General features: G+C 41.4%; 12 protein-coding genes and 2 pseudogenes. 10 read left to right on the top strand and 4 right to left on the bottom strand.

The window, feature by feature from the left end; genetic code table 11:
- Positions 1–49: 49 nt before the first annotated feature.
- The gene (locus ACKI4H_RS07055) at positions 50–757 is read left to right on the top strand and encodes an IS6 family transposase (RefSeq protein ID WP_407304745.1); all 708 of its coding nucleotides are present in this window, start codon (positions 50–52) and stop codon (positions 755–757) included.
- A gap of 51 nt (positions 758–808) precedes the next feature.
- Positions 809–1,218: pseudogene (locus ACKI4H_RS07050) on the top strand (integrase core domain-containing protein); the annotation flags it as partial.
- Between the two features lie 160 nt (positions 1,219–1,378).
- On the opposite strand, the gene ACKI4H_RS07045 reads toward ACKI4H_RS07050, so the two are convergent.
- A complete protein-coding gene (locus tag ACKI4H_RS07045; RefSeq protein WP_407304744.1) occupies positions 1,379–1,813 on the bottom strand; it encodes an Imm44 family immunity protein in 435 nt (144 codons plus the stop codon).
- 9 nt (positions 1,814–1,822) lie between these two features.
- Complete coding sequence (locus ACKI4H_RS07040; RefSeq protein WP_407304743.1) at positions 1,823–2,128, bottom strand: hypothetical protein; 306 nt, start codon at positions 2,126–2,128, stop codon at positions 1,823–1,825.
- Between the two features lie 49 nt (positions 2,129–2,177).
- On the opposite strand from ACKI4H_RS07040, the pseudogene ACKI4H_RS07035 reads away from it, so the two are divergent.
- The 6 genes and pseudogenes from ACKI4H_RS07035 to ACKI4H_RS07010 all read left to right on the top strand — a co-directional run bounded on the left by ACKI4H_RS07035 (position 2,178) and on the right by ACKI4H_RS07010 (position 7,333).
- Positions 2,178–2,882 (top strand): annotated as a pseudogene (locus ACKI4H_RS07035) (IS6 family transposase).
- Between the two features lie 280 nt (positions 2,883–3,162).
- Positions 3,163–4,125, top strand: a complete 963-nt coding sequence (gene puuE / locus ACKI4H_RS07030) for an allantoinase PuuE (RefSeq protein ID WP_407304742.1) — start codon at positions 3,163–3,165, stop codon at positions 4,123–4,125.
- A gap of 144 nt (positions 4,126–4,269) precedes the next feature.
- Positions 4,270–4,773, top strand: a complete 504-nt coding sequence (gene uraD / locus ACKI4H_RS07025; protein WP_407304740.1) for a 2-oxo-4-hydroxy-4-carboxy-5-ureidoimidazoline decarboxylase — start codon at positions 4,270–4,272, stop codon at positions 4,771–4,773.
- A complete protein-coding gene (gene uraH / locus ACKI4H_RS07020) occupies positions 4,770–5,090 on the top strand; it encodes a hydroxyisourate hydrolase (RefSeq protein WP_407304738.1) in 321 nt (106 codons plus the stop codon). The genes uraD and uraH overlap by 4 nt, the downstream gene beginning before the upstream one ends.
- A 32-nt stretch (positions 5,091–5,122) precedes the next feature.
- Entirely contained in the window at positions 5,123–6,481 is a 1,359-nt protein-coding gene (locus ACKI4H_RS07015) for a nucleobase:cation symporter-2 family protein (protein WP_407304737.1), read from the top strand.
- 129 nt (positions 6,482–6,610) lie between these two features.
- Positions 6,611–7,333 (top strand): outer membrane protein OmpK, encoded by a 723-nt coding sequence (locus ACKI4H_RS07010; protein ID WP_407304735.1) that lies wholly within the window; start codon positions 6,611–6,613, stop codon positions 7,331–7,333.
- 56 nt (positions 7,334–7,389) lie between these two features.
- On the opposite strand, the gene ACKI4H_RS07005 is transcribed toward ACKI4H_RS07010, so the two are convergent.
- Both ACKI4H_RS07005 and alc read right to left on the bottom strand, forming a co-directional pair.
- A complete protein-coding gene (locus ACKI4H_RS07005) occupies positions 7,390–7,887 on the bottom strand; it encodes an ureidoglycolate lyase (protein WP_407304746.1) in 498 nt (165 codons plus the stop codon).
- A gap of 14 nt (positions 7,888–7,901) precedes the next feature.
- On the bottom strand, positions 7,902–8,906 hold the full coding sequence (gene alc / locus ACKI4H_RS07000; protein ID WP_407304733.1) for an allantoicase: 1,005 nt from the start codon (positions 8,904–8,906) through the stop codon (positions 7,902–7,904).
- A gap of 207 nt (positions 8,907–9,113) precedes the next feature.
- Between alc and hpxO the strand changes: the two genes are divergently transcribed.
- Both hpxO and ACKI4H_RS06990 read left to right on the top strand, forming a co-directional pair.
- Positions 9,114–10,271, top strand: a complete 1,158-nt coding sequence (gene hpxO, locus ACKI4H_RS06995; RefSeq protein WP_407304732.1) for an FAD-dependent urate hydroxylase HpxO — start codon at positions 9,114–9,116, stop codon at positions 10,269–10,271.
- 164 nt (positions 10,272–10,435) lie between these two features.
- Entirely contained in the window at positions 10,436–11,323 is an 888-nt protein-coding gene (locus ACKI4H_RS06990; protein WP_407304731.1) for an EamA family transporter, read from the top strand.
- Positions 11,324–11,541: the final 218 nt, after the last annotated feature.

The following is an 11,541-nucleotide window of genomic DNA, read 5'->3' as shown; positions in this document are numbered from 1 at the left end:
ATAACCACTCATGGTAAGCTGAACGCTCTTTTAGCTAAAATTGCAGCATATGAATCCCTTTCATGGTCAGCATTTTCAGGGCGAAATCATTCTTTGGGCTGTGCGCTGGTATTGTAAATATGGCATTAGCTATCGTGAACTTCAGGAAATGCTTGCTGAACGTGGTGTGAATTTTGATCACACTACCATTTATCGTTGGGTTCAATGCTATGCTCCTGAAATAGAAAAACGCTTACGCTGGTATTGGCGTAACCCTACAGATTTAAGCTCATGGCATATTGATGAAACGTATGTAAAAGTAGTAAATGGACAATGGGCTTATCTGTACCGTGCAGTTGACCAACGTGGTCATACTATTGATTTCTATTTTTCTTCTAGACGGAATACCAAATCAGCCTATTGTTTTCTGGGAAAAATTTTAAATAATGTGAAGAAGTGGCAAATTCCACGGGTGATCAACACGGATAAAGCACCCACATATGCAGGTGCTTTGTCACGGTTAAAACGGGAAGGAAAATGTCCACCCGACCTTGAGCACAGGCAGGTTAAGCACAAAAACAACGTGATCGAATGTGATCATGGCAAGCTAAAGCGGATCATCAGGGCCACCTTAGGATTCAAATCCATAAAGACGGCTTATGCCACAATTAAAGGGATTGAGGCCATGCGTGCACTACGTAAAGGACAAGCTTCGTTATTTTATTATGGCCAGCCTCAGGGTGAAGTGTATCTCGTGAATAGAGTTTTCGGTCTCTAAGCTTTTTAAAGGGAATATCATCGACTCAGATCCCTATTTGCAACAGTGCCTCGTGTATTGCCTTTCTATCAATCCCAGGATTTACCAATGCTTCGGATTCTTACAGACAGAGGCACCCTTGCGCAGCAGTGCTGCTCATGCGGTAAGGTGGAGCAACATGACTATGAGTTGTATCTAGCCTCAATGACATTGATCATACGAAGACAAAAGCTGCTTCACCACAAACGAATGGTATATGTGAGCGTTTCCATAAGACGATATTGCAAGAGTTCTATCAAATTACCTTTAGGAAGAAGCTTTATAGCTCGTTGGAAGAATTACAAGTGGATCTAGACGATTGGCTAAAATTCTATAATACTGAACGGACTCATCAAGGAAAAATGTGCTGTGGTCGTACACCATTTGAAACTTTACTTGATGGAAAACGAATTTGGGCTGAGAAGAATTTAGCTCAAATTTAACCTGACAGGCACAATAAAAAAATGGGTAACTGTCAGATCAGGTTTGAGCTAGTACAAATAATTAATATAATTCTATTATAAAAATAATTTTTTAATATTAAAAAAGCACTTTTTATACAAAAAGTGCTTAAAAAATTATATTTTTATTCAGATGAATTATCTAAATCCAGCTTTCTTCTTTTGCTATACTTAATGCATCAGATTTAAGTCTTTCTAACTCTTCAAAAACCTTTGAATCAAGTTTCGGACGAATTTTTCCAAACTTAACTTTTAATAAATCTAAACTCCTTAAAAGCATAGAAAAAATAAGTTTTTTTCGGCCCAAGTCATCTGTTGCTTTAAAACTTGTCGGATCAATTCTTAATCGAAAATCCATATTTTTGCGTTTAATAGAATAATAGATACGTTCTTCAAAACTATCTTCACCCATTATAATGATTATACAATCCCAACTATCTAACGGAATATTATAGGATATATCATTTAGCCTCTGGTTTAAGGTATCCATAATGTAATTACGTGCCTTAAATACATTTTGAATTTGCTCCTCTGTTAAAACTTCTTTACTTAACTCACCACCTAACCATATTTTCATAAATACATCCTAGTAATTAGACTTGTTTAAAAGAGGCCTAGAACCAAAAATATTTGTAAATTCTATAATTTTTTGATTTTGCCATTTATGCATATCTATCTTTGTTCCAGAAGCCTCTTTTACATAGTCAAGATTATTTTCTTTAAGGAAGCGCTGAGGATATCGTTGCTGTTTACCAACACCAAATTTATCTTCACCTCGGGTAGTTTCACCAATTTTAACGGTCCGTCCATTTCTGTTAACTAAAACATAACCTTCTGCTGTTTTACTATCTAATTTATTACCGTGAGTTTTTGATTTGGGGCACTGTTGCAAATAACCACGAATGGTAAGCTGAAGACTGTTTTAGCTAAAGGTGCAGCATATGAATCCTTTCCATGGTCGGCATTTTCAGGGCAAAATCATTCTTTGGGCTGTGCGCTGGTATTGTAAATATGGCATTAGCTATCGTGAACTTCAGGAAATGCTTGCCGAACGTGGTGTGAATGTTGATCACACCACAATTTATCGCTGGGTTCAGCATTATGCTCCTGAAATGGAAAAACGTTTACGCTGGTATTGGCGTAATCCTACAGATCTGAGCTCATGGCATATTGATGAAACTTATTTAAAAGTGAATGGATGATGGTCTTATCTGTAGCGTGCAGTCGATCAACGTGGCTATACCCTTGATTTTTACCTTTCTTCTAGACGTAATACCAAATCAGCCTATTGTTTTCTTGGAAAAATTTTAAATAATATGAAGAAGTGGCAAATTCCACAATTGATCAGCACGGATAAAGCACCCACATATGCAGGTGCTTTATCACGGTTAAAACGGGAAGAAAAATGCCCACCAGACCTTGAGCACAGGCAGATTAAATACAAAAATAACGTGATCGAATGTGATCATGGCAAGCTAAAGCGGATCATCAGGGCCACCTTAGGATTCAAATCCATAAAGACGGCTTATGCCAAAATTAAAGATATTGAAGTCATGCGTGCACTACGTAAAGGACAAGCTTCATCATTTTATTATGGCCAGCCTCAGGGTGAAGTGTATCTGGTGAATAGAGTTTTCGGTCTCTAGGCATTTTTTAAGGGGAATATCATCGACTCAGATCTCTATTTGCAACAGTGCCTTCTGAAAAAATTCATAAGAAAAATGCAGCAGGCTTTGAAAAGTTTGAAGATATTATCTTTTCACCATTGGTTTCATCGGATGACAAGATTCTAACTACATTTAATGGTATGGAACAATTGGCCAAAATGGTGGATGTCTTTAGAAAGAATTAAATGAATCTTTTTGGCGCATAAATTGCTTGTCACGTTTAATAAATTTTATTGTTATAAGATCTCAGGGATTAAACGTGACAACTACGTATCTACGCGGCCAAGCACTCATTGATGACATTCGCGGCGCACCCTATTCACGTGACCTGATTGGCTACCACGGCGAACCTCCCAAAGTAGAATGGCCAGACCAGGCGCGCGTCGCAGTGCAGTTTGTACTGAACTATGAAGAAGGTGGCGAAAACCACGTCGAGCATGGCGATGCCGGCTCGGAACAGTTCTTATCGGACATTATTGGTGCTGCAAGTTTTCAAGACAAACATATGTCGATGGACTCTATGTACGAATATGGCTCACGTGCAGGTTTTTGGCGGATTCATCAGGAGTTTCAGAAACGTGATCTACCGATGACTATTTTTGGGGTTGGCATGGCATTAATCCGCAATCCCTATGTTGTCGCAGCAATCAAAAAGGCCAATTATGATGTGGTCTCGCATGGTCAGCGTTGGCTGCATTACCAAAACATGGATATTGAAACTGAACGCCAGCATATGGACCAAGCCATCAGCGTATTACAGGCACTTTTTGGCAAAGCACCTCTGGGTTGGTATACCGGTCGCGACAGTCCCAATACGCGTCAATTGTTAGCGGAGTTCCCACAGATTCAATATGACAGCGACTCCTATGGCGATGACTTGCCATTTTGGAGCATATTAACTAATCAGGCAGGTGAAACACGCCCTCATTTGATCATTCCATATACTTTAGATAACAATGATATGAAATTTAGCTCACCAGGTGGTTTTAACAGTGGGGAGCAGTTCTATCAATACCTTAAAGATGCTTTTGATGTGCTCTATGCAGAAGGGGAAACTGCCCCCAAAATGCTGTCTATTGGGATGCACTGTCGTATTTTAGGGCGACCAGGACGGTTTAAGGCACTACAAAGGTTCCTGGACTATATTCAAGGTCATGACCAAGTCTGGATTTGCCGACGTGGCGATATTGCCGAACACTGGTATAAACACTATGCACCATAATCAAAATAATCTATTTAAAAAGAGAGCCTTGGGTTCTCTTTTTTTGATTTATATCCTTTATAAAATAATAGACAAATCAGCTTTGGCATTGTTATTGCAAAACCAGTTTGGAATAAACATTCAATATAATCAGGCGATTTAATAGTGCAACTCGTTGAATTTAATCAAGCATCCTCACCAGATGCCATTCGCTTTTTAAAGCACTGTGTGCAAATACCCAGCTGGTCAACCCAGATTGCAGCCAAGCGTCCTTATGTATCGGTTGAAGACGTCCTGAACACAGCCGCACAACAAGCAGCGAGCTGGACCTGGGATGAAATTAAAACAGCTTTGGATAATCACCCGCGGATTGGTGAGAAAAAGGCACAGGCTGAATTGAGTGAAATCGAAAAGAGCTTTTCTAACCGGGAACAATCCTCCATTACAGCGGATGAAGAAACCCAGCTCGCTTTGCTTAAAGGCAATATTGCCTACGAAAAAAAATATGGATTTATCTTTCTGATTAAAGCTTCAGGACTGAGCAGTGAAGATGTCCTTCAAGCGCTGAAATATCGTTTGGTCAATGATCCAGAGATTGAAAAACGTATTGTCCACAATCAATTGGCGGAAATTGCCTTGTTAAGACTGTCTCAGGAGCTTCAGCCATGATCAGCACTCATATTTTAGATACACATCTGGGTAAACCTGCGGCACAGGTGAAGATTAAACTTTTTTCAGAAGACGGAAGCTTGCTCGGTGAAGCCTTGACCAACACGGATGGCCGGGTGGTAGATTTCGGTTTAACCGAATTTAAAGCAGGAAATTACAGTCTGGAGTTTGCCACTTCTGGTTATTTTGAAAGCTTGGGATTAGATACCTTTTTTCCTAAAGCTGTCATTCATTTCTATGTAAAAGATGCATCACAGCATTTTCATATTCCTTTGCTGATCAGCCCATTCGCGTACTCCACATATCGCGGCAGCTGATTTTATTTTTTGACTTTGGGGAGCTAAAAAGAATGACAGAAGAAAAGCAAACACTTTCACCAGAACATGAATATCTGGGTGCAGGAAAAAGTGTGGCCTATGGCCTACAGCACGTATTGACCATGTACGGCGGTATTATTGCACCCCCTTTGATCGTGGGAACAGCAGCAGGTCTGGACGCCTATCAAATTGGATTATTGATTGCAGCAGCACTATTTGTAGGCGGTTTAGCCACGATATTACAAACCATTGGTGTGAAGTATATCGGGGCCAAATTACCTTTAGTACAAGGGGTTTCTTTTGCCGGCGTTGCGACCATGGTGGCGATTGTTACCACAGGTGGCGGTTTGCAAGCAGTCTATGGCGCCGTTATTGTCGCATCACTGATTGGTTTCTTTATAGCGCCTTATTTTTCCAAAATTATCCGCTTCTTTCCGCCTGTCGTAACCGGCTGTGTAATTACCGTGATTGGTCTGTCCTTGTTGCCTGTGGCTGTACGCTGGATGATGGGTGGCAATAAAAATGCACCTGAATGGGGAAGTGTTGAAAATATTGGTCTGGCACTGATGACCTTAGGCCTGGTGATTTGCTTGAATTTAAGCCGACATGCAGCTATCCGTCGCTTGTCAATTTTACTGGCGATTGTATTCGGCTCGGTATTGGCCTATTTATTTGGTTTTGGTGATTTCTCTAAAGTGGCAAGTGGTACATGGATACAAGTTCCAAGCTTCTTTGCTTTTGGGCTACCGACTTTTGAATTGACCGCGATCATTTCCATGCTGATTGTTACTCTGGTCATTATGACTGAGACCACAGCAGATATTATTGCAGTCGGTGAGATTGTAGGGACTAAAGTAGATTCGACTCGTATTTCTGATGGCTTGCGTGCCGATATGTTATCAAGTGCGGTAGCTCCGGTATTTGGCTCCTTTATGCAGAGTGCTTTTGCACAAAATGTTGGTTTGGTCGCAATCACAGGGGTAAAAAGCCGTTTTGTTGTTGCTGCCGGCGGTATGATTTTAGTGGTTTTGGGATTACTGCCGATTATGGGGCGTTTGATTGCCGCGATTCCTGTACCTGTACTGGGCGGTGCGGGCTTGGTTCTTTTTGGGACAGTGGCGGCGAGTGGAATTCGTACCTTGGCTAAAATTGATTATAACGAACAAAAAAACCTGATTATTGTGGCAACCGCGATTGCTGCTGGCATGATCCCGATTATTGATCATTCATTTTATGCAAACTTCCCCAAATGGGTGCAAACTTTATTTCATTCAGGGATTAGCTCCACCTGCTTGATGGCGATTATTCTTAATCTTCTGTTTAATCACCTGAATGTGTTTAAAGGGAATCCATCTGTCAGCTCTAAAGCAGCGATAGATACACAGCATTAATTCTGTAGAGGTATACGCGACATTCCAGCCCATAGCGATGGACTTTTTTATACCAAGAATTAAAAAATTGGCTTCATTTTTGCTTAATTAATCCTGTAATTATTTTCTTTCTTTTGGGGTCAGGTTTTTATGAAATTAACACAATTATTGACTGCTACTGCATTGGCAACCACCGCCATTGGTGCTCAAGCCGCACCGATCTGGCAAGACTTCAGTATTTCAGGCCTGTATGGTAATAACTATGAACTGATTGCACGTGAAGATGAACAGTCAACCGTGACCTTTGAATATACTGCAAAATTAAAATATGGGGATTTCTTTGGTTTTGCTGACCGTACCGACAATGACGTCAGTGGTAAAGAGACTTATTTTGAAGCCTCGCCCCGCTTAAGTCTAGGTGCAGTTACGGGTCAAAAACTCGAGCTTGGACCGATTAAAGATGTTTTGCTGGCCACCACCTGGGAAGGAGGCACTGGTTTTAATAACTATTTGTATGGGGTAGGTGTTGACTTGGCAATTCCATATTTCCAGTATGCACAAGTGAATGTATACCGTGCGAATAATGACTCGATTGAAGATGATTACCAGTTGACCTTTGTTTATGGTATTCCAGTGAAATTAGGTTCGGAAGATTTCTTGATTGATGGTTTCCTGGATTGGTCTACTGATGAAGGTGAAAATCACGCCAGTGAAATGAACTGGACCACACAGTGGAAATGGAATCTCGGTAAACACATTTCTCCAGACACACGCTTATATGTAGGTATTGAGCATTCAATCTGGAACAATAAATATAGCATTCCAGATGCGGATGAAAACAATGTCAGTGCTTTAGTGAAATATCATTTTTAAGCAAATCAGTTCCCAAAAAAATTAAAAGCCCTTAAAAATAAGGGCTTTTTTATTCATTAAAAGACTATAGAAGTTTTTTGAGGAAACGTATAAACATCGCAGTTCGGTCCAGTTCCAATCCGATCTACCACCACAAAATCACTCGGTACTTCAAGCGTCAGCAAGGGATGATGCCAGGTACCGGCACGATAATTTATGCCTTGCGAACCGTCACTCATAAATACCTGAATCTGACCGAGATCGGGTTGCTCATGATTAAGAGCAGGGGCAACAATAATCAAAAATTGCTGACCCTGCATAGGAATAAAAGTTTGTGAACCGAGAGGATGCCTTTCTAGCATTGAAATTTCAAAAGGGATTGCCGTGGCCTGAATGTTCCTGAATATACTGAGTCCAGCTTTTGCATCAGTTTCTACCTCTGCCAAGGCATGATAACGCTCAGTCTGCTGCTCATTGATATGAAAATAATGATTACCCTGACAGGCAATAACCTCACCATAAGGCAGAAAAGCTCCAGCCGTTAAAGGCTGGATTTTTACAGTTTGCATGTTCAAAGTCTCCATCAGCTTTAAACCATTTTTCCCCATAAGCGAATCCGGCTGATCCCGCCGTCCGGGATCATATTCACACGGATATGCGAAATTTTTTCGTGCTGTAAAATTTCATCTATGTAATGATGGATATGATCCATTTGCATGGGCTGTGCCTCTAATAAAAAGGGCCAGAACATACTTTGTGGAATGAGTTGTAGATCAGTCGCATCTTCAATATAAATGGCTTGAATAGAAACTTCAGCTGGATAGTTGCCTTTAAAATGTGCGGTATCAATATCAATTTTTTCAATTCGGGCATTTGCGCCTAAAGCTAAAATACACCAGTCAAAACCGGGGGCACGGCGACGTTTTGTTTCCCAGCCATCGCCCATGTTGATACCGCGCCCCGGATTAATCAAATTACGTGGGTGACCAAAATGCGCATCGCTATAGGCAATCACACGGCCGCCATTTTCCAGTGCCAATACATCCAGGATTTGATCATGATCGTGAAGATCAATTTTTACACTGCCATATACTTTAAAGCGTGCAACACCGCCATCGGGATAAATATTCAAGCGGACATGGGTAAATGTCTGGCTTGTTGAAATCGAGAAAATATGGTGCTGGCTAGGTCCAAGGACATTATTTTCTAAAATACTGATCCATTCTGCTGCTTCGATATTTCCATCTGGTGCATAGCATGCTTCAACAGAAGCAGAGGACGGATAATTACCGCTAAAAAAAGTCGTATCAATATCCAGTGCCTGAATTTGACCCGCAACCGCCAGTTTGATAATGGCCCAGTCATAGCCTGCAAAGCGCTTGCGGCGCGTTTCCCAACCATCCATCCATTTACCATGCTCATCAAACTTGTCTTCAACAAAAACCGGTGCATCAAATTGCAACATCCGTTTTGCTTCAGCAAAAAACTCATCCGAACATTCAAGAATTTCTGCACCAATTCGAGCATCTGCCAGATTGGTTAACTGCTGTATATGGTGAGGAAAATCAAAAATTGGTGCAAACAAAGTTGCCATAAATATCTTCCATTAACTTTATTAATCAAATGAATAGACTTGTTTTATTGGGTGATTCATTTTGAATAATCGATAAAAACAAGCTTTTACATATGTTTAGAAGCACAGCTTGTGCCAACTTTTGAAATTTTTAAGTGCGTTATCTAAAAAATGGCACGTTTTTAGCATTTTGTGGTGCAGATACTTAAATATATAAAGGAGTTATAGATGGAGATTGCAATTATTGGGGCAGGAATGGGTGGTTTAACCGCAGGAATTGCACTAAAAAAGTTCGGTCATCAAGTTACCATCTATGAGCAAGCAGAACAAATTTTACCTGTCGGTGCTGCAATTTCTTTGTGGTCGAATGGAGTGAAATGTCTAAATTATTTAGGTTTGACTGAGCAGGTGGCAAAGCTGGGTGGCCAAATGGATGATTTGGCCTATATCGACGGCTTGAGTGGCGAGATCATGACCCAATTTAGCTTGACGCCTTTAATTGAAGAAGTTGGTCAACGTCCATATCCAGTATCACGTGCTGAATTACAAAATATGTTAATGGATGAGTTTGGCCGGCAGAAGATTCAGCTCGGTAAAAAAATGGTGTCGATTGCGGATAATGGCCAATATGTCGAAATTGGTTTCCAGGATGGCAGCAGTGCCCGTGCAGAGCTGTTGATTGGCGCGGATGGTACTCACTCGATGACACGTCAATATGTGCTCGGTGAGCAAGTTGAACGCCGTTATGCAGGCTATGTGAACTGGAATGGCCTGGTTGAAATATCTGAGGATTTAGCGCCGGCAAAACAGTGGACAACGTTTGTGGGTGAGGGCAAGCGCGCATCGCTTATGCCTGTGGCAGACCAGCGCTTTTATTTCTTCTTTGATGTGCCCTTGCCTGTGGGTTTAGAGAATAACCGGTCAGAATATAAGACCTTATTGAAGCAGTATTTTTCCGGTTGGTGCCCACAGGTTCAACACCTGATTGACAGCATTGATGAACAGAAAACCAATCGGGTCGAAATTCACGATATTGAACCCTTTACCCAGTTCTATAAGGGACGTGTCGTGATTTTAGGGGATGCCGCACATAGCACCACACCTGATATTGGACAAGGGGGCTGCCAGGCGATGGAAGATTCGATTTATTTATCTCGTGCCTTGCAAATTAATACCTTGGGCTTGGAGGATGCTTTAAAGCGGTATCAAAATAAGCGGAATGAACGTGCCAATGAATTGGTCCTGCGTGCGCGTAAGCGTTGTGATGTAACACATATGAAAGATGAGCAGATTACCCAGGCTTGGTATGACGACCTGCGAAAAGAGCAAGGTCTTCATATTATGAAAGGCATTATCAGTAATATTGTCGGTAATCCACTGGATTGATCTTTAGTTGAACCGATTAGCTGAAGAACCCTTCGCCATGAAGGGTTTTTATGAGCATAGACCATAAAAATTTTAATCATTAAAACCTTTTTGAAAAATGAGTCGTTAATTCAGTAATGAAGGAGTAAATTACTTGCATTTTATAGCTTTAATAAGGTCAAGTAATGGCATCCACATGGATTCTGTTTACGCTGATGGCTGCATTTATGCAGGCTTGGCGGAATGCATTTCAAAAGCAGCTGAGTACCACTGTTGATGTTTATGGCGTAACGCTAGCGCGGTTTCTTTTCGGTTTTCCCCTGGCCATTCTTTATTTGACCTTTCTGCATTATAGTCAGTCCATGCCACTCCAGCTTAGCTTTACCCCACGTTATGTCATTTATATTGTCATTGCCGGGATCAGTCAGATTGCTGCAACGGTATTAATGGTGCAGTTATTTAAACAAAAAAACTATGCTATTGGTGTGGGTCTGGCCAAGAGTGAAGCCGTTTTAGCCGCGCTGATCGGGGCTTCATTGCTGAGTGAGCATTTAACTGTACTCGGCTGGTTCGGGGTGGCCTTAGGTGGCTGGGCCGTCTTTTTACTCAGTAAAGGGCCAAGAACAGAAAAGCTTTCCCTAAGTACCTTATGCATTGGTATAGGCAGTGGTCTGTGCTTTGCCATTACCTCGCTTCTGGTTCGTGAAGCCAGTCTGGAATTGCCGCAACTACCATTTATTCATCGGGCGGCATGGGTATTGCTCAGCATTATCGGCTTTCAGTGTATCAGTATGCTGATGTACTTAGGTTTATTTAGCCGCCAGACCTTAAAGGCGATGTGGGTCAGGTTAGGCCTCACTTTTAAAGTCAGTCTGTGCAGTTTTATTGCCTCCTTGGGATGGTTCACTGCCATGAGCATGCAGTCTGTGGCGATTGTAAAAACCTTGGGACAGATTGAAATTCTATTTAGTCTGTTAATTTCTGCATATTTTTTTAAAGAAAAACTGACCAAATCAGAACATGGAGGATTATTACTGGTGGTGGTTGCCGCGATGCTGGTGATCTGGGCCTGACTTTTAAGCTTTTTGATTTAAAGCAGGGATGGACAGCAATTTCACCTAAATTTTCGGCGCGTCCGCGTAATTTGGCCGCACCTTGGGTGGTCCAATGCCAATTCAGTAATGACTTTTGCTGCACCCTATTTTAGACCTTGCAAATACATGGCTTGTCGGACTTCTAAAATCAGGGTGGATGCCTCATCAGTAGAACCATCTCCTAAACCAATAGTTGC

It is taken from the genome of Acinetobacter sp. (assembly GCF_045628685.1).
Lineage (GTDB): Bacteria > Pseudomonadota > Gammaproteobacteria > Pseudomonadales > Moraxellaceae > Acinetobacter.
This window is presented reverse-complemented; position numbering and strand designations above follow the sequence as displayed.

Excerpts from the sequence above, each read along its gene's own strand:
- ACKI4H_RS06990 (WP_407304731.1), top strand. The coding sequence starts at position 10,436 with ATGGCATCCACATGGATTCTGTTTACGCTGATGGCTGCATTTATGCAG.
- ACKI4H_RS07055 (WP_407304745.1), top strand. The coding sequence starts at position 50 with ATGAATCCCTTTCATGGTCAGCATTTTCAGGGCGAAATCATTCTTTGG.
- hpxO (WP_407304732.1), top strand. The coding sequence starts at position 9,114 with ATGGAGATTGCAATTATTGGGGCAGGAATGGGTGGTTTAACCGCAGGA.
- uraH (WP_407304738.1), top strand. The coding sequence starts at position 4,770 with ATGATCAGCACTCATATTTTAGATACACATCTGGGTAAACCTGCGGCA.
- alc (WP_407304733.1), bottom strand. The coding sequence starts at position 8,906 with ATGGCAACTTTGTTTGCACCAATTTTTGATTTTCCTCACCATATACAG.
- ACKI4H_RS07015 (WP_407304737.1), top strand. The coding sequence starts at position 5,123 with ATGACAGAAGAAAAGCAAACACTTTCACCAGAACATGAATATCTGGGT.
- ACKI4H_RS07045 (WP_407304744.1), bottom strand. The coding sequence starts at position 1,813 with ATGAAAATATGGTTAGGTGGTGAGTTAAGTAAAGAAGTTTTAACAGAG.
- ACKI4H_RS07010 (WP_407304735.1), top strand. The coding sequence starts at position 6,611 with ATGAAATTAACACAATTATTGACTGCTACTGCATTGGCAACCACCGCC.